The following is a 19,098-nucleotide window of genomic DNA, read 5'->3' as shown; positions in this document are numbered from 1 at the left end:
TGTCCTGTCGCCAAATAAGGTTAGAATGCCGGCTTCCTCCGTTTAACTGAAGAAGCAGTGGTCTATGTTCACAAAGCTTGCAACCAAGATGTTCGGCAGTAAGAACGCCAGAGAAATCAAGAGGATGCGCAAAGTAGTTACGCGTATCAATGAACTTGAGGAACAGTTTGGCGCATTGTCTGACACCGAGTTGCAAGGCAAGACTGCTGAGTTCCGGCGCAGACTTGATGAAGGTGAAGCGCTGGACAGCCTGCTGCCTGAAGTGTTTGCCACAGTGCGGGAGGCCAGCCGCCGGGTGATGGGCATGCGCCACTACGATGTCCAGCTCATCGGGGGCATGACCCTGCATGAAGGTCGAATCGCCGAAATGAAGACCGGTGAAGGGAAAACTCTGGTGGCTACCGCCGCGGTCTACCTGAATGCGCTTCCCGGTAAAGGCGTGCACGTGGTAACCGTGAACGATTACCTGGCTCGCCGTGACGCCGAGTGGATGGGCAAACTTTACCGTTTCCTTGGCATGCAGGTGGGAGTGGTGGCGTCGGGCCAGCCGCCGGAAGAAAAGCGTGCCGCCTATCAGGCGGATATCACCTATGGCACCAATAACGAGTTCGGTTTCGACTATCTGCGCGACAACATGGCCTTCAGCATTGAGGACAAGGTTCAGCGCGGTCTTAACTTTGCCATTGTCGATGAAGTCGATTCCATCCTGATCGACGAGGCCCGTACCCCGCTCATTATTTCCGGTGCCGCTGAGGATTCTTCCAAACTGTATCAGGCCGTCAATGCTCTGGTGCCGAGTCTTGAGAAAGGTGAGGTGAGCGAGGAAGGTGAATCCTCCGGTGACTTCACCATTGATGAGAAATCCCGTCAGGTTGAACTGACCGAATCCGGTCATGAGAAGGTTGAAGATCTGCTGCTTGGTCAGGGCCTGCTGAAGGAGGGCGAAAGCCTGTATTCGGCTGCCAACCTGAGCCTGCTGCACCATGTGCACTCGGCGCTTCGCGCCCATCACCTGTTCCAGAAAGACGTGGATTACATTGTCCAGGGCGGTCAGGTGGTGATCGTAGATGAACACACTGGCCGGACCATGCCTGGTCGCCGGTGGAGCGAAGGTCTGCATCAGGCGATTGAAGCAAAAGAAGGTCTCAAGATTCAGGCCGAAAGTCAGACGCTGGCGTCGACTACCTTCCAGAACTATTTCCGTCTCTATGACAAGCTGGCCGGTATGACCGGTACCGCCGATACCGAAGCTTTCGAATTCCGCCAGATTTACGGTCTGGACGTGGTGGTTATTCCGCCGAACAAGCCTATTCAGCGGATTGATTACAACGACCTGGTGTACCTGACCCAGGAAGAGAAGTTCCACGCTATCATCGACGAAATCAAGGATGTGACCGCAGAAGGGCGGCCCATTCTGGTGGGCACCGCGTCCATCGAAGCCTCCGAACTTCTGTCCATGCTGCTGAAGAAGGCGCGCATTGACCACAAGATCCTGAACGCCAAACAGCACGAATCCGAAGCCCTGATTATTGCCCAGGCAGGGCGCCCGGGTGCGGTTACCATCGCCACCAATATGGCGGGTCGGGGTACCGATATTGTCCTCGGTGGCAACTGGGAGTACGAAGTTGCGGCCCTGGATAATCCCTCGGAAGAGGAAGTGGCTCGCATGAAGGCGGAGTGGACTGAGCGCCACAACCAGGTACTGGACGCCGGTGGCTTGCACATCATCGGTACCGAGCGCCACGAGTCCCGCCGGATTGATAACCAGCTCCGGGGTCGTGCCGGTCGTCAGGGGGATCCGGGCTCTTCCCGATTCTTCCTCTCGCTGGAGGACAACCTGATGCGGATCTTTGCGCCGGAGCGCGTGAAGAATCTGATGCAGGCCATGGGCATGAAGAAAGGTGAAGCCATCGAGCACCGGATGGTCACCAATGCCATTGAAAAGTCGCAGCGCAAGGTCGAAGGCCGCAACTTCGATATGCGTAAAACGCTGCTTGAATACGACGATGTCGCCAACGATCAGCGTACGGTCATTTACGAGCAGCGCAACGAGGTGATGGCGTCCAACGATATTTCCGAGATGATCGATACCATCCGTGAAGACGTGGTGGATTCGGTGGTCAGTGAGTTTATTCCGCCGCAAAGCATGCCCGAACAGTGGGATGTGCAGGGGCTGGAGGCTCAGTTGCAGTCCGAGATGGCGATTGAGCTGCCCATCCAGCAGTGGCTGAAGGACGACAATAAACTGTATGAAGACAATCTTCGCCAGAAGATTCTCGACGCCATTGTGGCTGAGTACAAGGCCAAGGAAGAAGTGGCCGGTTCCGAAGCCATGCGCAAGTTTGAGAAGCAGGTGTTCCTGCAGGTGCTGGATACCCTGTGGAAGGAGCATTTGTCCAACATGGATCACCTGCGCCGGGGTATCCATCTGCGTGGCTACGCTCAGAAGAACCCGAAGCAGGAATACAAGCGCGAGGCGTTTAACCTGTTCGAAACCATGCTCGATACCATGAAGCGTGACGTTACCCGGGTTTTGTGCCATGTGCGGGTTCAGAGCCAGGAGGAAATGGCGGAAATCGAACGTCGACGCAAGGAAGAGCTGGAGCGGGAAATGGCGCGCGCCAAACTCCGTCACGAGCAGGCCAGTGCCGCCCAGGCAGAAGGCGAGGGTGACGATGGCCAGCAGGGCCAGCAGGCAACCCCGGAGACCTTTGTCCGCCAGGAGCGCAAGGTCGGTCGTAACGAGCCTTGTCCCTGCGGGTCTGGCAAAAAATACAAGCAATGCTGCGGAAAGGTGAGCTGACCAGCCACCGAGTAGCCGGAAACCAGAACCCGCAATTCGCCAGTGCGCTGGCGCTTGCGGGTTCTGTCGTTTGAAGATCAGGAAAATTCAAGGAGACAGGCATGGCGGTAGGTCCAGGAACCTTACCCGATTTCTTCCCGGTGGCGGGAATCAAGCTGGGCATAGCCAGTGCGGGGATCAAAAAGCCCGGCAGAAAAGACATCGTGGTGTTTGAGCTGGCGCCGGAAACCCGGGTAGCGGGTATTTTTACCCGCAACCAGTTCTGTGCGGCCCCAGTGGTCCTCAGTCGCCGCCACCTGTCCCAGGATGCTCCGCGATATCTGTTGATCAACACCGGCAATGCCAACGCCGGTACCGGCGAACGGGGCCTGACGGACGCCGCGGCCTGCTGCGAGGCGCTGGCGAAAGAGGCGGGCATTTCTGCCAGCCAGGTATTGCCATTCTCTACCGGGGTGATTGGAGAGCCATTGCCGGTCGCCAAGATTGTCAGTGCACTGCCAGAGGCTCTGGCCGACACCCGGGAAGACCGCTGGGCAGAGGCGGCATCCGGCATCATGACCACCGATACCCGCCCTAAAGGCGCGTCTCGGCAGCTGGATCTGGATGGCCATCGGGTGACCATTTCCGGAATCAGCAAGGGCGCGGGCATGATTCGCCCCAACATGGCCACCATGCTCGGCTTCATCGCTACCGATGCCCGTCTTGCGCCGGAGGTACTGCAAACGCTGGCTTCTGAGCTCGGCGAGAAGTCGTTCAACCGCATTACCATTGACGGCGACACCTCCACCAACGATGCCTGCATGCTGATGGCCAGTGGCCAGTATGGCGGGCCTGAGATTACCGCCGACAGCCCGCTGCTGCCGGAACTGCGGGCGGCCTTGCAGGACGTGTACCTGGAACTGGCCCACGCCATTGTCCGGGATGGCGAGGGGGCTACCAAATTCGTCACCATTGATGTCAGCGGCGCAGCCAGCCAGCAAGAAGCGCTTGATGTAGCCTATACCGTGGCGCACTCCCCGCTGGTGAAAACCGCCCTGTTCGCTTCAGACCCGAACTGGGGGCGTATCCTGGCGGCCGTTGGTCGTGCCGGTGTGGAGAATCTGGACCTCAATGCCCTTGAAATTTACCTGGGCGATGTCTGCCTGGTGCGCAACGGTGGCCGTGCCGACGACTACTCCGAGGCTCGGGGCCAGGCGGTGATGGATCAGGAAGAGATCACCATTGCTATTGACCTGAAGCGGGGCAATGTCCGGGAAACGGTCTGGACCTGTGATTTTTCCCATGATTACGTGACCATCAATGCCGAATACCGTACCTGAGTCTGTCGAGGGTCTTTCGGCTAACCGTAAGACTGTTCATGTAGCGGTGGGCGTGATCGTTCGCGATGGTCGTGTCCTGATTGCAAGGCGCCCGGACACAGCCCATCAGGGCGGTTTGCTGGAGTTTCCGGGTGGTAAGGTCGAGCCCGGAGAAACCGTCCAGCAGGCATTGTGTCGGGAAATCGCCGAAGAGACCGGGCTGGTTCTGACTGAGGACAGCCTGGAGCCGGTGATTGGCATACGTCACGACTACGGCGACAAGTGTGTGTTTCTTGATGTCTGGTCAAGCCACTCGGCTCAGGGCGAGCCAGAGGGTAAAGAAGGTCAGCCGGTCAGCTGGCTGGCTCCTGAGGCGCTCAAGGACGAAGAGTTTCCTGCCGCTAACCGGCCCATCATCAGAGCGCTGCGATTGCCCCATCGGCTGGCGGTTACCGGAACAATTGAGGATGCGCCGGCAGGCCTGGCCAGACTCGGTGCCGCTCTCGACCGGGGGCAGCCGGATTCACTGGTGGTGCTTCGCGCTCCGACCCTCTCCGGGGCTGCGTACCTTGAGCTGGCCGCAGCGGCTCTGGGCGGGTGCCGGGAAAGGGGCGTCGGGTTGATTCTGCATGGGGCGGCAGACCTGTGTCGGGCCGTTCCAGATGTCCAGGGCGTTCACCTGCCCTGGTGCGAGGCGCAGCTGCATTCAGAACGCCCTGTCAGCGACGATTACTGGTTGGGTGTGTCTTGCCATAGTGCTGAGCAATTGCGCTATGCAGAGCGTCTGGGGGCGGATTACGTGGTCCTGGGTAATGTGCTGGAGACGCCCAGCCATCCGGGGCAGCCCGGAATCGGGTGGGCTGCTTTTCAGGCGTTGGCCGCAACGGCAAATGTGCCGGTTTACGGTATCGGAGGTCTCGGACCTGAGCACCAGTCCCGGGCCCGCGCGCTTGGTGGCCAGGGCGTGGCTGGTATCGGTTTCTGGTGGTAGCCATCTGTGGCCCGGGGCGATTACGGATTCCAACCAGGCCCGGGCCATGCCAAAGTAACCTCTTCAACAGATCAATCGGAGTTTTCTGTGACAAAACTGACCCATCTGGATGACAAGGGCGAAGCCCGAATGGTGGATGTCACCGACAAAGCGGTGACGGAACGCGAGGCCAGAGCCGAGGCCTGTGTCCGGATGGCTCCGGAAACCCTGAGAATGATCCTGGAAGGTGAGCACCCCAAGGGGGATGTGCTGGCGACGGCCAGGATAGCAGGCATCATGGCTGCGAAACGAACCCACGACCTGATTCCCCTGTGCCATGCGCTTAACCTGACCTCCGTGAAAGTCGAACTGAGGGCTGGCGATGATGGCGCCTCTGTGGCGATCGAGACCCGGTGCAAACTGGCCGGTCAGACCGGTGTTGAAATGGAAGCGCTGACGGCCGCGAGTGTGGCCGCCCTGACCATTTACGATATGTGTAAGGCGGTCGACAAAGGTATGGTGATCGATAATCTGCGTCTGCTGGAAAAGAAAGGCGGCCGCTCCGGCCACTGGCAGGCCCGGGAGCAATGATCTGAAGCCTGGCGGCGACCGTAACCTTTCGGGTACTGCATAATCCGGAGGGGAACTGTGTCGACACTACGCCAGGCAAGCAGCCGCATGATAGAATGCCCGCCCAATTTGTCCGAACCACGAGGAAACACAGTGGCTGTTCGTTACATTGAAACCTGCCGTTTGCCCACCCCCTTTGGTGTGTTTGATATGCACGGCTTTGAGGAGCCGGACACCGGGAAGGAGCATGTGGCGCTGACGTTGGGGGACATTGATAGCGCAGAACCACTGCTGGCACGAACCCACTCAGAGTGTCTGACGGGCGATGCCCTGTACAGCATGCGTTGTGACTGTGGTTATCAGCTGGAAGAAGCGTTGCGCAGTATCGCCCGGGAGGGTCGGGGTATTCTGATGTACTTGCGTCAGGAAGGCCGCGGTATCGGATTGCTGAACAAGATCCGGGCCTACCGTCTGCAGGACCAGGGCGCCGACACCGTGGAAGCGAATGAGCGTCTGGGCTTTGGCGCAGATCTCCGGGATTACAGCATGTGCAAAGACATGCTTGAGCACCTGGGCATCAAAAGCCTGCGCTTGATGACCAACAACCCGCGCAAGGTGAAGGCGCTGGAATCTTACGGCATCAACATTGCCGAGCGCGTGCCTTTGCATGTGGGCCGCAACCCGCACAACGAGCACTACCTGAACACCAAACAGAGCAAACTGGGCCACTGGCTGGAAACCCACCAGGACGACGACCCGGTCTGATGGATCTCTGGCGGATCAGTGCTGATCCGCCTTCGTTCCCGAGTTATTTAGCCGCCACCACTGTCGGGTATCCGAGCTGCTCCATTCGACGGGCAATGCTGCGACGAATACCGTCTGCATCCAGCCCGCAGTCCCGCAGTAATTCCTTGTGCTGACCGTGCTCAACGAACGCGTCCGGCAGTCCCAGTTGTAATACCGGCATGGAAACCTGGCGGGCATTCAGGAATTCCGTCACCGCGCTGCCCGCGCCACCGGCAATAACGTTTTCTTCCAGGGTGACCAGCAGGTCGTGGGTTTCCGCCAGTTCCAGTACCAGGGCCTCATCCAGAGGCTTGACGAAGCGCATGTCGGCGACCGTGGCGCCCAAGGCTTCTGCTGCCTCCAGTCCCGGCGCCAACAGAGTGCCGAAATTAAGGATGGCAATACTGCTACCGTCGCGTACGCGCCGGCCCTTGCCGATGGGCAGTGGGGTGAGTTGCTGCTGGATTTCGGCCCCAGGTCCGGTGCCCCGGGGGTAGCGAACGGCAGCCGGGCCGCTGTATTCAAGGCCGGTGTGCAGTAGCTGTCGGGTTTCGTTTTCGTCCGACGGCGTCATCACCAGCATGTTGGGAATGCAGCGTAGATAGCTGATGTCGAAGGCGCCAGCGTGGGTGGGGCCGTCTTCGCCGACCAGGCCCGCACGATCAATGGCAAACAGGACGTCCAGGTTCTGGATGGCGACATCGTGTACCAACTGGTCATAGGCTCGCTGCAGAAATGTTGAGTAAATGGCCACGACCGGCTTGGCACCATCGCAAGCCAGACCCGCCGCCAGGGTGACCGCATGCTGCTCGGCAATGGCGACATCAAAATAGCGATCCGGGAAACGCTCTGAAAAGGCCAGCAGGTCTGAACCCTCGCACATGGCGGGGGTAATTCCGGCTACCCGGCTGTCCTGTTCGGCGGCATCGCATAGCCACTGCCCGAAGACGTTGGCGTATTTAGGGCTGGCCGGTTTCGGCTTCACCGGTTCCGGCTTGCTGGCGGGCACCGGTTCAATCTTGTTGATGGCATGGTAGCCAATCGGGTCCGCTTCGGCAGGGGCAAAACCTTTGCCTTTGGTTGTGACCACGTGCAGGAACTGCGGGCCTTCCAGCTCACGGATGTTCTCCAGGGTTTCCACCAGCAAGGGCAGGTCGTGGCCGTCGATGGGGCCAATATAGTTGAACCCCAGCTCCTCAAACAGCGTGCCGGGCGCAATCATACCCTTGAAATGCTCTTCGGTTTTCTTTGCCAGGGCCATCAGGTGAGGAGTGCCTTTGAGCACCTTCTTGCTGCTGTCGCGCACCTGATTGTAGGTACGGCTGGAGAGCAGCTTGGCGAAATAGTTGGAAAGCCCGCCGACGTTGCGTGAAATCGACATGTCGTTGTCGTTCAGCACCACCAGCATGTCGGCATGAAGGTGTCCGGCATGATTCAGGGCTTCAAAGGCCATACCCGCGGTCATGGCACCATCCCCGATAACGGCAATGCTCTTGCGGCCGGTGTTCTGCATCCGGGCGGCGATTGCCATGCCCAGTGCCGCGCTGATGGATGTGCTCGAATGACCTACGCCGAAGGTGTCGTACTCGCTCTCTGCCCGTTTCGGGAAGCCGGCCAGGCCTCCTTTACGGCGAATGCTGCCCATTTGTTCCTTGCGACCGGTCAGAATCTTGTGGGGATAGGCCTGGTGGCCGACGTCCCATACCAGCCGGTCTTCGGGGGTATTGAAAACGTAGTGCAGGGCCACCGTCAGTTCGAGCACGCCAAGGCCAGCGCCGAAATGACCACCGGTCTGGCCCACTGACCACAGCAAGAACGCTCGCAATTCCCTGGCCAGCCGGGGCAAGTCCTCAGCTGGCAGTTCACGCAGCTGGGATGGCACGTCTATCCGGTCGAGCAACGGCGTATTGGGTCGCTGCGACGGGATTTCCCTGAAAATGTATGTGTCCTGCATCAGCTCGGGTCTTTATCGGAATGTGGGTTCTATGGCTGGCATTATAAGGGAACAGGCGGCCCGGTTTCATACATCCCGGGCCAGTTGTTACAAAATGGTGATGCTTGGCCTTGAAATGGTTCAGTGGCTGCGTGCCACTACGTAGTCAGCCATGGCCCTCAGGGTGTCGGCTTCCGAGTCGAAGCTCTCCAGTGCGCTCAGAGCTTCATCAAGGAGTCGGGCCAGGTGCTGGCGAGCTCCCTCGATACCCAGTAATGCCGGATACGTGGGTTTTGCCCTGGCGGCATCAGAGCCCTGGCGTTTTCCGATGACCTCGGTGTCGCCCTCAATATCCAGAAGATCGTCCTGCACCTGAAACGCGAGCCCCAGTGCGCTGGCGTAATCCGTCAGGTTGCTCAACTGGCACTCGGTCACGGTTTCAGAGGTTAGTGCGCCCAGGCGAACACTGGCTTCGATCAGGGCGCCGGTTTTGTGCCGGTGCATGGTTTCCAGTTGCGCCACGCTCAGCTGTTGCCCCACGGATTCCAGATCAATGGCCTGACCGCCAACCATGCCTTGATGACCGCTGGCCCGGGCCAGCTCCGAGATCATGGTCACGCGTTGTCGATCTGACAACGCCGGCGCATCGGACAGCAACGCAAACGCCAGTGTTTGCAGTGCATCTCCGGCCAGAATGGCCGAAGCTTCGTCAAAGGCAATGTGAGCGGTCGGTCGGCCCCTGCGGAGATCGTCATCGTCCATGGCCGGTAAGTCATCGTGGACCAGGGAATAGGCGTGAATCAGTTCCAGGGCGCAGGCTGGCGCCAGGGCCGTGCTTTCGTCGCTGCCCATGGCTCGGGCGGCAGCCATGCACAGAGCCGGGCGCACTCGTTTGCCGCCGCCCAGAACGCTGTAACGCATGGTTTCCTGGAGCCGTTCTGAGGTGGCGTTGCGGGCAAGGCAGCGGTCCAGCTCCCGATCAACCTGGTGGCGGCACTGGTCCAGATAGGCCTCCGCCTGGCGGATGCGATGGTCCATCACTGCTCGTCGTCTGCTGAGAAAGGCCGGGTTTCCAGTGTGCCGTCACTGTTCTGCACCAGCTGCTCGACCCGCTGTTCGGCGGATTTCAGGGCACTCTGGCACTCCCGTGTCAGCTTGACGCCGCGCTCGAAAGCCGCCAGTGATTGTTCCAGGGACAGTTCGCCCTGTTCCAGGTCACGAACCAGTTGTTCCAGTTCGTTCAGGGATTTCTCAAAGTCGGCTATGGAAGCGCTGCTGGTGTTCTCGCCGGCCATGGGGCGACCTCCGGTCGGGTGTTTCGGAAATTGCGCGGATTATAACAGAGTCGGTTTGCTATCGCTGCCAGCTGAATTGCCGTTTTTCCAGGGGCTGGGCATTGGGTCCCCAGGATTGTTCTGTCACCCTGGCTTCGCCCTGTGCGTCCAGTGTGACGATGGTAGTGGCCCGTGTGCCGTAGTCACTGCCGACAATGAACGGTGACGATAGAAATCGTTCGGTCTCAATGCCTACGCCAGTGTCGGGAAGCATGGCGTCGGGCGCCGGGCTGGTGTCCTGAAGCAAAGGCAGGAGTTGGTTGTGCAAGTCCTCGGTACGGTGGCTCGCAGCTTCAACCACGGTGGCAAAGGCCTTTCTCAGGCGCAGCAGTTTCGGCCAGGGTGTCTGTAAAAGATGATTGCTAAGACCAAAGCTGCCTCGGAAGAGTTGGCGCCCCGGGTGCGCGTCGCGGTTGCTGTAATACCAGCCGCCGCGTTCTGTCAGAGACACCAGGTTAAATCCGGCGTACCGATCGGGTTCGCTGTTCAGAGCAGCGCCCAATACGCTGGCGGGTTCAGCCAGGGCACGAACGGGCAGCTCGCCGCGGCTGGAGCGACCGGTTTCCGGGCTACCCTCCCGCACATTGGTGACAGCGGCAACCTGACCGTTCGCGCTGATGGCCAGCCAGGTGCCGCCAGAAGCCAGGTCTCTCCCGGCCAGCAGATGCTGACCGCTGTCGGCCTGCCACCAGTCCATGGCGGCCGTGGGACGGCGGAAGAATTCATCCCGGTTGGCAGCAACCACCAGGGGAAAGCGGGGGTTCTGGCCGATGGCAAAAGCAATTAGGCACATGGGTGAACGGAATTCCTTGGATGCGTGGGCTGAAGTTGCTGGCATTCCTGCGTATCATACCAGCCTGATCTGAGCCGGGGTGGTCTGTAACCATGAGCATGATAGGCATCATCGTACTGTATCTTTTATTGGGTGCACTGGCGGGCACCATGGCCGGTCTGTTTGGCATTGGTGGCGGTCTGGTGATTGTGCCGGTACTGATCTTCAGTTTCGGGCTGCAGGGGATCAGCCCGGAGATTGCAGCCCATCTTGCTGTGGGGACGTCTCTGGCCACCATTGTCTTTACCTCCATCAGTTCCATACGTACCCACCACCAGCATGGCGCAGTACGCTGGGATCTGTTTCGCCCCATGACTTTTGGTATTGTGGTTGGTGCTGTGCTTGGTGCCTGGACAGCTGCGATGCTGAGTGGCCCGGTGCTGGAAACCATTATCGGGGTGTTCGTCATTCTGGTGGCACTGAAGATGATTCTTGAGGTCAATCCGAAGCCGGGGCGGGATGTTCCGGGCACCACAGGGCTCGGGGCAGCCGGCGGTATCATTGGCTGGGCATCGGCCATCTTCGGTATTGGTGGTGGCACTCTGACCGTACCCTATTTGAGCTGGTGCAACGTCAAAATGCAGCAGGCGGTGGCGACTTCGGCTGCTTGCGGCTTCCCGATTGCAATTGCGGGCGCCCTGGCCAATGTCTGGACCGGCTGGCAGGATCCCGATCTGCCCGAGCTGAGTCTTGGTTTTATCTACCTGCCGGCGTTGGTGGGTGTGGTTGCCACCAGTGTGTTCTTTGCACGAATCGGCGCCGGGCTGGCCCATCGTCTGGATGGGCGTCTGCTCAAGCGCATCTTTGCCATTATGCTGGTTCTGGTTGGTTTACGGTTTCTTCTGAGCTGAGAGAGCATTCATGCTGCAACATCCACAGTTTGACCCGGTGGCGATCGCCCTTGGGCCGTTGAAAATCCACTGGTATGGCCTGACCTATCTGGTCGGGTTTGCCGCCGGCTGGTGGCTGGGCCGTCTTCGGTCCCGCAAGCCCTGGTCGCCACTGCAGGAAGAGCAGGTGGGTGATCTGCTGTTCTATATGGCCCTGGGTGTGATCCTCGGTGGCCGCTTTGGCTATGTAGTGTTTTACAACTTCGATGCCTTTATAGCGGACCCGCTCTGGTTGCTCCGGGTCTGGGAAGGCGGTATGTCTTTCCATGGCGGGTTGCTGGGGGTAATGCTGGCCATGTGGTGGTATGGCCGAAAAACCGGAGCCGGGTTCTGGAAAATTGCCGATTTTGTCGCGCCCTTGGTTCCGGTTGGGCTGGGTGCCGGGCGAATCGGAAATTTCATAAACGGCGAACTCTGGGGAAAACCGACAGACGTAGCCTGGGGCATGGTCTTTCCGCAGGCGCCAGACAGCCTTGCCAGGCACCCGTCGCAGTTATATCAGTTCGCGCTGGAAGGCGTACTCCTGTTCGTGATTCTCTGGTGGTTCTCCTCAAGGCCCCGCCCGAAAATGGCAGTGTCCGGCCTGTTTCTGGTGTGCTATGGCATCTTCCGTTTCCTGGTGGAGTTCGTTCGCCAGCCAGATCCACAGTTGGGTTACCTGGCCTTTGACTGGCTGACGATGGGGCAGGTGCTCTCTGCACCGATGATTGCCGCCGGCGCCGCCCTGATGTTCCTTGCTTATCGGAGAAACGTCCAATGAAAGCCTATCTCGATCTGATGCAGGATGTCGTCGATAACGGATTCGACAAAGGTGATCGCACCGGCGTGGGCACCCGTTCGGTGTTCGGCCGCCAGATGCGTTTCAATCTGCAGGACGGTTTCCCGCTGGTGACGACCAAGAAGGTCCACCTGCGCAGCATCATTTATGAACTATTGTGGTTCCTCAAGGGTTCCACCGACAACACCTGGCTGACAGAACGCAAAGTCAGCATCTGGAATGAGTGGGCACTGGAAAACGGCGATCTCGGTCCGATCTACGGCAAGCAGTGGCGCAGCTGGCAATGCCACGACGGCCGCGTGATTGACCAGATCAGCGAGGTGATCGAGCAGATTCGCACCAAGCCCAACTCCCGGCGCCTGATCGTCTCCGCCTGGAATCCGGCCGAGCTGCCGGACGAGTCCATCAGTCCGCAGGATAACGTGCGGGAGGGGCGTATGGCCCTGGCGCCTTGCCACTGTCTGTTTCAGTTCTATGTCGCCGACGGCAAGTTGTCTTGCCAGCTCTATCAGCGCAGCGCCGACCTGTTCCTGGGGGTGCCCTTCAATATTGCGTCCTATGCCTTGCTGACCCATATGATTGCGCAGCAGTGTGATCTGGATGTGGGGGAGTTTGTGCACACATTTGGTGATTGTCATCTTTACCGGAATCACCTGACGGACGACATCGTATTCGAACAGCTCCGGCGTGAGCCCCGTGCGTTGCCGAAGCTGGTCATCAAACGTAAACCGGAATCCATCTTTGGCTACGAGCTGGAAGATTTCGAGTTCGAAGGTTACGACCCGTCCCCCGTGATCAAAGCCCCTATAGCAATTTGAGCAAGGAACCCGTTATGCGCAAGGCCCTCATCGTAGCTATGGCCCGAAACCGGGTGATCGGCCGGAATAACAAGCTGCCCTGGTATCTGCCCGGTGATCTGCGCTACTTCAAGCAGGCCACCATGGGCAAGCCCATTATCATGGGTAGAAAGACCTGGGACTCCATCGGCCGGCCTTTGCCCGGGCGGATGAACGTGGTGATTTCCAGAAATCCGGAATGGCAGGCGCCAGCCGGAACCGTTGCCGCAGCGTCGCTGAACGAAGCGTTGGTGAAAGCCGAAGCCCAGGCGAACTTGGAAGGTGGTGATGAAGTGATGATTATTGGCGGAGGTCAGATCTATGCCGAAGCGCTGCCAATGGTTGACCGGATATACATCACCCAGGTGCACGCCGAGGTGGACGGAGATGCCTTCTTTCCGGAAGTGAACTGGGACGAGTGGGAAGAGATCGGGCGCGAAGATTTTTCTGCGTCTGACAACAATCCTTACGACTACAGCTTTGTCGTCTACCAGCGTAGCCGGTCAGAGTGACCGGCTAGCCAATCAGGCCTCAGCGCGGCGCGCGCTTGGGGCCTTTTCCTGCAGGTTTGCCGCCCTTGCCGGCGGGCTTGCCACCTTTCGGCCCGCTCTTGCGGAAGCCGGGTTTGCCATCCTTGCTGAACTTCTTGCCAGGGCCGCCTTTGCGGAAACCGCCTTTGCCTGGTGGCGGGCCTTTACGGTCCCGGCGGGGCGCGGCGGAAATCTCCGGCAGTGCTTCCGGCTGTTCCAGCGGCAGAGAGTCTGGCTGGGAAGCTTCCAGCAGGCAGGCCATGGCGCCGGCGATGGCGGCCATGTCCATGTCGTTACGCTCGGCGATCTCATCCAGCAGGGCGATGGCCTTGGCAGCGCGAGGATCGTCGGTGAAGCCCAGCAGTTGCGCCTCAAACTGCTCTACCCGCATTTTCTGCAGGGCGGCAGGTGACGGCAACTGGTAAGGTTCCATCGGGGAGTTGGTGGCCCGCTCCAGAGTGCGCAGCCAGCTGCGCTCACGCGGAGTCACCAGCAGGATAGCCTTGCCGGTACGGCCGGCACGGCCAGTACGGCCAACCCGGTGGATGTACGCCTCGGTGTCGTAGGGCACGTCGTAGTTGATAACGTGAGTAATCCGGGGCACGTCCAGACCACGGGCGGCGACGTCGGTGGCAATGATGATGTCTTTCTTGCCACGCTTGAGGTCTTCAACGGTCTGTTCGCGTTGGCGTTGGTTCAGGTCGCCGCTCAGGGGCGCCACAGCGTGGCCGCGTGCGGACAGTTTTTCTGCCAGCATGGTGGTTTCGGCCTTGGTGCGCACGAAAATGATCGAGGCGTCAAAAGGCTCCACTTCCAGAATGCGGGTCAGCGCATCCAGCTTGCGCTCGGCGTAGACCGGCAGCACAAACTGAGCGATGCGTTCAACCGTGCGGGTTTCGCTCTCGATTCTTACTTCGGTAGCGTTTTTCAGGTAAGTCTGGGCCACTTTCTTGATTTGTGGCGGCATGGTGGCCGAGAAGAGCGCGCGCTGGCAGGTGTCCGGCGTCTTCGCCAGGATGGCTTCCACGTCATCAATAAAGCCCATGCGCAGCATTTCGTCGGCTTCGTCCAGTACCAGTGCCTTCAGGCCGTCTAGCTTCAGGGTGCCCTTGCGCAGATGGTCGAGCATGCGGCCAGGTGTGCCCACAATAACCTGGGCGCCACGCTTGAGGCCGCGAATCTGTGGTGAGAAATCCTGGCCACCGTAAATTGGCAGAACATGAAAATTGCGGAACTTGCTGGCGTAGGTGGTGAACGCTTCCGCGACCTGAATCGCCAGCTCCCGGGTAGGGGCCAGCACCAGAATCTGTGGCTCGGCCACGTTAGCATCAATCCGGCTCAGCAATGGCAGGGCGAAGGCTGCGGTCTTGCCGGTGCCTGTCTGGGCGACGCCCAACAGGTGGTTGCCGGCCAGCAGAGCAGGGATGGATTGCGCCTGGATGGGCGACGGGGTTTCATAGCCAACGGCGGAGACGGCTTCCAGTACTGCTGGATCCAGCCCCAGTTCGGCAAAAGACAATTCTGACATGAATGTACTCGGTATTCGGAGGGTATCGCACTGCAAAGGCAATGCATGATTTTGGCGCATTATAGTCTGTTTGGGGTGGTTTTTATACGACTATTGCCAGGCAATCGATAGGTAGTTGCCGGGGCCGGCCTATTGTCAGGCTTCGACAAGTGGTGCAGTCTTACCGGTTTGCAGGCTAATGAACAGGATCTAAAACAAATGACGTTCGATGACCTTCTCGGTGATGTCCGGAATAACTGCGAAGTGGTGATACCGTCAGACTGGGGCCAGGGACGTGCCACGTTCGGCGGCCTGGTCGCGGCCCTGGTGTTTGAGGTGATGGCATCAAAAGTGGCGGATGATCGCGCCATGCGGGCTCTTCAGGTGTCTTTTGTCGGCCCCGTAGAGCCGGATGTGCCGGCCCGTGTTGAGGCCGAAGTCCTGCGTGAAGGCAAGGCAGTATCCCAGGTCCAGGGACGGATCCTTCAGAATGGCGAGCCCCGCCTTGTCTGTCTGGCCAGTTTCGGGGGCGACCGTGAGTCTGCTGTCCGAGTGGCGCCGACATCGGCGCCGGAAGCGGTGCCGGTAGAGCAATGTCAGTCACTTCCGTATATCCCGAAAGTGACGCCGGAGTTTACCCGTCATATCGAAATGCGCTGGGCGTTTGGCCATATGCCATTCTCCGGTAAGGGCGGGCGCGAAATGGGGGGCTGGATGAAGTTCCGGGAAGCCCCGGAGACTATGACCGACGCCCACATTGTTGCTCTGGTAGATGCCTGGCCACCGGCGCTGTTGCCGCATCTCAAGGGGCCGGCGCCAGCCAGTTCCCTGAGCTGGGCGCTGGAGATTGTCCATCCCCGGCCTGCCATGAAGCCGGATGACTGGCTGCTGTACCGGGCAACCATCGACCAGGCTGGCGCCGGATATGGTCACACTCATGCTGGTATCTGGACTCCGGCCGGTGAACTGGTGGCCCTGAGCCGGCAAACGGTTACAGTCTTCGGCTGAGTGAGGCGGGCCTGGCTATCAGGCCGCCATCTCGGCTTTGAGCGCGTCCAGAATGACCCGGGCAAACTGTCGGGGGGAATCTTCCTGCAGGAAATGTCCGCCGTTGAGGGTGATATGGGGCTGGCCGAAGGCTCCGGGGATTCGCCGCTGCATATAACGGTCGCCACCCCGGGTAATCGGGTCGCCGCTGCTGAAGCAGGTGATAAAGGGTTTGCGCCATTTTTCCAGCACGCGCCAGGCTTCCCGGTTGGCGGCGCTGGCCGGGTCGTTGGGTGAGGTTGGCACCAGTGCCGGGAACGCCCGGGCACCGGCTTTGTAATCCGGTGTCGGGAAGGGCGCCTCGTAGGCGGCTATTTCGGCCGGGCTTAGTGACCGTTCGGTACCAAGCTGGACAATCCGGCCTATCGGAAACCAGGGGCTATGGCTGGCAAACGCCTTCCAGAGTCTGAAGACGGCCGGTACCCGGGTGTCCCCCGTTGGCAGCATGCCGTTGCCGACAATGATCCGGCTGAACCGACGATGATGCTCTGCCGCCAGCCTTAATCCCAGCAGTGAGCCCCAGTTCTGACACACCAGCGTGACGTTGGTCAGGTCCAGTGTTTCAAGCCAGTGGGTCAGCCAGCGCATGTGGCTGTCATAACTGTAGTCGCTGACATCGGCGGGTTTGTCTGACTTGCCAAAACCAATCAGATCGGGCGCCAGCACCCGATGGCCCGCTTCGGCGACAAGCGGAATCATGTGCCGGTAGAGATAGGACCAGGATGGCTCCCCGTGAAGCATCACCACTGGGTCTGCGTGGGTGGGCCCTTCGTCTACATAGTGCATCCGAAGACCTGGCTCAACATCCAGATAGTGTGCTGAAAAGGGGTAATCCGGGAGGCCTGCGAAGCGGGCTTCGTCGGTTCTCAGAATACGCATGCCATCGACTGTCCTGACTGAGTGGTTGCGTGATTATCGGTACGACAATCGTCGAAGGTCAGGATAAATCAGATGGGAATTTTGTGTGTTTGAGTTGCGTAACAGAGCGTTGCCAGTTTGAATCAGGATGCGATGTCAAACAGGCGTTCTGGGTTTTCCACCTGGGCCAGAGCCTCGTCGCAGCAGTTCACCGCGCCGCAATCGTCCGCGGAGCACAGGCCGATGGTGTTGCACTCAATGGCCTGATGGGCGTCGCCCTGGTTACGGAAAATTCTGGCGCGGGAGAGAATGGAATGGCAATGCCCGCACAACAGGGTGGGCACGGCGCTCCCCTGGGCCAGGATGGCAGTGTAATGGTTATTGTCTGTCATAGTTATCCTCCTGATCAGATCACAGTAAGGGCGAAGTGTGACATTTCAAAGTCAGTCCGGGCCTGGGCCCTGCACTTCGGCTTCCGCAGTTGTACGTATCAGGCGTCAGGATCGACCAACGGCCGGCGGTTGGAGCGCTTGTCCTCCCAGTCGAGTTGCTTGGGGTCGTACCAGCCAAGTCCGTCCAGAACCCGTTGGCGAGTGTATTCAGACAGCGTGGGCCAGAGCTCCTGGAAATCCTCCAGGCCGCGATCCCGCAATCGTTGCTGCTTGCCACTCAGGCGGCTGATGGTTCTGGGCAGGTGCAGGGCCTCGCCCAACTGGCCGGGCACGAGTACCTCCTGGCCCATCACCTTGCGACGATGGGTTCGGGCTGCCAGCACTTTCTGCAGTTCCAGTGCGGCCTCCAGCGCGCTCTCCACGGTAAAGTTGTCTGCTTCCAACCACATAACCTGTATTGTTGGCTGATTGATAACCAACCACTATAACGCGAACCCCACTACACTGGCCACGCTATCGTGGTAGTCTGCTTTCCCTACCAGCCCCGATGGGCATGTTCTGGACAGGAATTGTTTAACTATGTACGCAAAACTTGAAACACGGACTTTTCTGGCGATGCTGCTCGGTGTGTCGCTTGCGTTCATTCTGTTGATGAAGCCGTTCTTTGGCCCGATCTTCTGGGCGGTGGCCATTGCGCTGATTTTCCATCCGGTGCAGCAGTTGCTGGTACGCAGACTTGGCGACCGGCCGACACTAAACGCCCTGATTACATTGTTCGTGTGTATGGTGATCGTGGTGATTCCGGTGCTGGTACTGGGCGCGGCGCTGATCGCGGAAGGTATGGGGATCTACCAGAAGATCCAGGCCGGAGAGATCCGGCCGGGGGAATACATTGATCAGGTTAACCAGTCGTTTCCTGCCATCCAGGCCTTTCTGGCCCAGTTTGACATCAATTTTGCGGATCTGAGGGACCGCGCCGTTAATGCCTTTCTGGGGGGGAGTCAATTTCTGGCCAAGCAGGCCCTGGGCATCGGGCAGAACACCTTTCAGTTCTTTCTGGGGCTGGCTCTGATGGTTTACCTGGCCTTTTTCCTGATCCGTGATGGCCAGAAACTGATAGAGCTGATGATTCGCGCCTTGCCGCTGGGTGATGAGCGTGAGCGCCTGTTGTTTGCCAAATTCGCGGAAGTCACCCGTGCCACGGTCAAGGGTAACCTGCTGATCGCCATCATTCAGGGTGCGCTTGGTGGCATAATCTTCTGGATACTTGGCATTACCGGAGCCTTGCTGTGGGGGGTGGTCATGGCCATCGTCTCATTGCTGCCAGCCGTCGGGGCTGCGATTGTCTGGGTGCCGGCGGCCATCTATCTGGCTGCCGTGGGGGACATTGTGCCGGCCATCATTCTGACCGCCTATGGGGTGGTGGTGATTGGTCTGGCGGATAACCTGCTCCGGCCTGTGCTGGTAGGGCGGGACACCAAAATGCCGGACTATCTCGTGCTTTTGTCCACCCTGGGCGGCATTGTTATGTTCGGCATCAATGGTTTTGTCATGGGTCCGCTGGTGGCGGCGCTTTTCATGGCGTTCTGGGGCATTTTTATCCGTGAATTTGGCCAGTATCACTATGCCGATCCGGCAAATCCCGAGAATGGTCCGGCCCGCGAAGATTAAATTATGTTATGGTCTAGGAAGCGCTGATACGTAGAGGAAGGCGCCACACTATAAAAACAGAAC

Annotated in this window: 19 protein-coding genes; 11 read left to right on the top strand and 8 right to left on the bottom strand. The window is 59.3% G+C overall.

Annotation, left to right across the window (positions count from 1 at the left end; genetic code table 11):
• The first annotated feature begins 64 nt into the window (after positions 1–64).
• From secA to ribA, 5 genes are all read left to right on the top strand, one after another.
• Entirely contained in the window at positions 65–2,803 is a 2,739-nt protein-coding gene (gene secA / locus ACAM27_RS16325; RefSeq protein WP_011785902.1) for a preprotein translocase subunit SecA, read from the top strand.
• A gap of 101 nt (positions 2,804–2,904) precedes the next feature.
• On the top strand, positions 2,905–4,122 hold the full coding sequence (gene argJ / locus ACAM27_RS16320; RefSeq protein ID WP_011785901.1) for a bifunctional glutamate N-acetyltransferase/amino-acid acetyltransferase ArgJ: 1,218 nt from the start codon (positions 2,905–2,907) through the stop codon (positions 4,120–4,122).
• On the top strand, positions 4,103–5,092 hold the full coding sequence (locus ACAM27_RS16315; protein WP_011785900.1) for a Nudix family hydrolase: 990 nt from the start codon (positions 4,103–4,105) through the stop codon (positions 5,090–5,092). Before argJ ends, ACAM27_RS16315 begins: the two co-directional genes overlap by 20 nt.
• A gap of 87 nt (positions 5,093–5,179) precedes the next feature.
• Positions 5,180–5,662 carry a cyclic pyranopterin monophosphate synthase MoaC gene (gene moaC / locus ACAM27_RS16310; RefSeq protein WP_011785899.1) on the top strand — a complete coding sequence of 161 codons (483 nt, stop codon included), beginning with the start codon at positions 5,180–5,182 and terminating at the stop codon, positions 5,660–5,662.
• Between the two features lie 132 nt (positions 5,663–5,794).
• Positions 5,795–6,406 carry a GTP cyclohydrolase II gene (gene ribA, locus ACAM27_RS16305; RefSeq protein ID WP_014420644.1) on the top strand — a complete coding sequence of 204 codons (612 nt, stop codon included), beginning with the start codon at positions 5,795–5,797 and terminating at the stop codon, positions 6,404–6,406.
• A gap of 43 nt (positions 6,407–6,449) precedes the next feature.
• Here ribA and dxs read toward each other — a convergent pair whose 3' ends face one another.
• From dxs to ACAM27_RS16285, 4 genes are all read right to left on the bottom strand, one after another.
• Positions 6,450–8,381 carry a 1-deoxy-D-xylulose-5-phosphate synthase gene (gene dxs / locus ACAM27_RS16300; protein WP_369612310.1) on the bottom strand — a complete coding sequence of 644 codons (1,932 nt, stop codon included), beginning with the start codon at positions 8,379–8,381 and terminating at the stop codon, positions 6,450–6,452.
• A 120-nt stretch (positions 8,382–8,501) separates the two neighbouring features.
• Positions 8,502–9,398: a (2E,6E)-farnesyl diphosphate synthase gene (gene ispA / locus ACAM27_RS16295; RefSeq protein ID WP_011785896.1), complete on the bottom strand. Its 897-nt coding sequence runs from the start codon at positions 9,396–9,398 to the stop codon at positions 8,502–8,504.
• Positions 9,398–9,655 (bottom strand): exodeoxyribonuclease VII small subunit, encoded by a 258-nt coding sequence (locus ACAM27_RS16290; protein ID WP_011785895.1) that lies wholly within the window; start codon positions 9,653–9,655, stop codon positions 9,398–9,400. The genes ispA and ACAM27_RS16290 overlap by 1 nt, the downstream gene beginning before the upstream one ends.
• Positions 9,656–9,713: 58 nt before the next feature.
• The gene (locus ACAM27_RS16285; protein WP_022991979.1) at positions 9,714–10,487 is read right to left on the bottom strand and encodes an NRDE family protein; all 774 of its coding nucleotides are present in this window, start codon (positions 10,485–10,487) and stop codon (positions 9,714–9,716) included.
• A gap of 92 nt (positions 10,488–10,579) precedes the next feature.
• Here ACAM27_RS16285 and ACAM27_RS16280 point away from each other — a divergent pair, with 92 nt between their 5' ends.
• Genes ACAM27_RS16280 through ACAM27_RS16265 form a run of 4 tightly spaced genes read left to right on the top strand, consistent with a single transcriptional unit; the run spans position 10,580 to position 13,542 of the window.
• Positions 10,580–11,377: a sulfite exporter TauE/SafE family protein gene (locus tag ACAM27_RS16280; RefSeq protein WP_011785893.1), complete on the top strand. Its 798-nt coding sequence runs from the start codon at positions 10,580–10,582 to the stop codon at positions 11,375–11,377.
• Between the two features lie 10 nt (positions 11,378–11,387).
• Positions 11,388–12,176: a prolipoprotein diacylglyceryl transferase gene (gene lgt, locus ACAM27_RS16275; RefSeq protein WP_011785892.1), complete on the top strand. Its 789-nt coding sequence runs from the start codon at positions 11,388–11,390 to the stop codon at positions 12,174–12,176.
• The gene (locus ACAM27_RS16270) at positions 12,173–13,012 is read left to right on the top strand and encodes a thymidylate synthase (protein WP_022991978.1); all 840 of its coding nucleotides are present in this window, start codon (positions 12,173–12,175) and stop codon (positions 13,010–13,012) included. The genes lgt and ACAM27_RS16270 overlap by 4 nt, the downstream gene beginning before the upstream one ends.
• A gap of 14 nt (positions 13,013–13,026) precedes the next feature.
• Positions 13,027–13,542: a dihydrofolate reductase gene (locus ACAM27_RS16265; RefSeq protein ID WP_011785890.1), complete on the top strand. Its 516-nt coding sequence runs from the start codon at positions 13,027–13,029 to the stop codon at positions 13,540–13,542.
• A gap of 19 nt (positions 13,543–13,561) precedes the next feature.
• Here the strand turns inward: ACAM27_RS16265 and ACAM27_RS16260 are convergent, their stop codons facing one another.
• Complete coding sequence (locus ACAM27_RS16260; RefSeq protein WP_022991977.1) at positions 13,562–15,088, bottom strand: DEAD/DEAH box helicase; 1,527 nt, start codon at positions 15,086–15,088, stop codon at positions 13,562–13,564.
• Between the two features lie 198 nt (positions 15,089–15,286).
• Here ACAM27_RS16260 and ACAM27_RS16255 point away from each other — a divergent pair, with 198 nt between their 5' ends.
• Positions 15,287–16,075: an acyl-CoA thioesterase II gene (locus ACAM27_RS16255; RefSeq protein ID WP_014420651.1), complete on the top strand. Its 789-nt coding sequence runs from the start codon at positions 15,287–15,289 to the stop codon at positions 16,073–16,075.
• Positions 16,076–16,093: 18 nt separating this feature from the next.
• Here the strand turns inward: ACAM27_RS16255 and ACAM27_RS16250 are convergent, their stop codons facing one another.
• The 3 genes from ACAM27_RS16250 to ACAM27_RS16240 form a co-directional block, all read right to left on the bottom strand.
• Positions 16,094–16,993 carry a haloalkane dehalogenase gene (locus tag ACAM27_RS16250; protein WP_369612309.1) on the bottom strand — a complete coding sequence of 300 codons (900 nt, stop codon included), beginning with the start codon at positions 16,991–16,993 and terminating at the stop codon, positions 16,094–16,096.
• 122 nt (positions 16,994–17,115) lie between these two features.
• A complete protein-coding gene (locus tag ACAM27_RS16245) occupies positions 17,116–17,364 on the bottom strand; it encodes a hypothetical protein (protein WP_011785886.1) in 249 nt (82 codons plus the stop codon).
• A gap of 98 nt (positions 17,365–17,462) precedes the next feature.
• Entirely contained in the window at positions 17,463–17,813 is a 351-nt protein-coding gene (locus ACAM27_RS16240; protein WP_014420653.1) for a hypothetical protein, read from the bottom strand.
• 130 nt (positions 17,814–17,943) lie between these two features.
• Between ACAM27_RS16240 and ACAM27_RS16235 the strand changes: the two genes are divergently transcribed.
• Positions 17,944–19,035, top strand: a complete 1,092-nt coding sequence (locus ACAM27_RS16235; protein ID WP_022991975.1) for an AI-2E family transporter — start codon at positions 17,944–17,946, stop codon at positions 19,033–19,035.
• Positions 19,036–19,098 lie beyond the last annotated feature (63 nt).

It is taken from the genome of Marinobacter sp. RI1 (assembly GCF_041155085.1).
GTDB classification, from domain to species: domain Bacteria; phylum Pseudomonadota; class Gammaproteobacteria; order Pseudomonadales; family Oleiphilaceae; genus Marinobacter; species Marinobacter nauticus.
The sequence above is the reverse complement of the archived record's forward strand: the minus strand, read 5'-3'. Positions and strand labels throughout refer to the sequence as shown.

What these genes read in the sequence shown, in the direction of transcription:
- ACAM27_RS16315 (WP_011785900.1), top strand. Translation starts at nt 4,103, where the DNA reads ATGCCGAATACCGTACCTGAGTCTGTCGAGGGTCTTTCGGCTAACCGT.
- ACAM27_RS16265 (WP_011785890.1), top strand. Translation starts at nt 13,027, where the DNA reads ATGCGCAAGGCCCTCATCGTAGCTATGGCCCGAAACCGGGTGATCGGC.
- ispA (WP_011785896.1), bottom strand. Translation starts at nt 9,398, where the DNA reads ATGGACCATCGCATCCGCCAGGCGGAGGCCTATCTGGACCAGTGCCGC.
- ACAM27_RS16250 (WP_369612309.1), bottom strand. Translation starts at nt 16,993, where the DNA reads ATGCGTATTCTGAGAACCGACGAAGCCCGCTTCGCAGGCCTCCCGGAT.
- ACAM27_RS16235 (WP_022991975.1), top strand. Translation starts at nt 17,944, where the DNA reads ATGTACGCAAAACTTGAAACACGGACTTTTCTGGCGATGCTGCTCGGT.
- ACAM27_RS16245 (WP_011785886.1), bottom strand. Translation starts at nt 17,364, where the DNA reads ATGACAGACAATAACCATTACACTGCCATCCTGGCCCAGGGGAGCGCC.
- secA (WP_011785902.1), top strand. Translation starts at nt 65, where the DNA reads ATGTTCACAAAGCTTGCAACCAAGATGTTCGGCAGTAAGAACGCCAGA.
- ACAM27_RS16240 (WP_014420653.1), bottom strand. Translation starts at nt 17,813, where the DNA reads ATGTGGTTGGAAGCAGACAACTTTACCGTGGAGAGCGCGCTGGAGGCC.
- ACAM27_RS16260 (WP_022991977.1), bottom strand. Translation starts at nt 15,088, where the DNA reads ATGTCAGAATTGTCTTTTGCCGAACTGGGGCTGGATCCAGCAGTACTG.
- argJ (WP_011785901.1), top strand. Translation starts at nt 2,905, where the DNA reads ATGGCGGTAGGTCCAGGAACCTTACCCGATTTCTTCCCGGTGGCGGGA.
- ACAM27_RS16270 (WP_022991978.1), top strand. Translation starts at nt 12,173, where the DNA reads ATGAAAGCCTATCTCGATCTGATGCAGGATGTCGTCGATAACGGATTC.
- ACAM27_RS16255 (WP_014420651.1), top strand. Translation starts at nt 15,287, where the DNA reads ATGACGTTCGATGACCTTCTCGGTGATGTCCGGAATAACTGCGAAGTG.
- ACAM27_RS16285 (WP_022991979.1), bottom strand. Translation starts at nt 10,487, where the DNA reads ATGTGCCTAATTGCTTTTGCCATCGGCCAGAACCCCCGCTTTCCCCTG.
- dxs (WP_369612310.1), bottom strand. Translation starts at nt 8,381, where the DNA reads ATGCAGGACACATACATTTTCAGGGAAATCCCGTCGCAGCGACCCAAT.
- ACAM27_RS16290 (WP_011785895.1), bottom strand. Translation starts at nt 9,655, where the DNA reads ATGGCCGGCGAGAACACCAGCAGCGCTTCCATAGCCGACTTTGAGAAA.
- lgt (WP_011785892.1), top strand. Translation starts at nt 11,388, where the DNA reads ATGCTGCAACATCCACAGTTTGACCCGGTGGCGATCGCCCTTGGGCCG.
- ACAM27_RS16280 (WP_011785893.1), top strand. Translation starts at nt 10,580, where the DNA reads ATGAGCATGATAGGCATCATCGTACTGTATCTTTTATTGGGTGCACTG.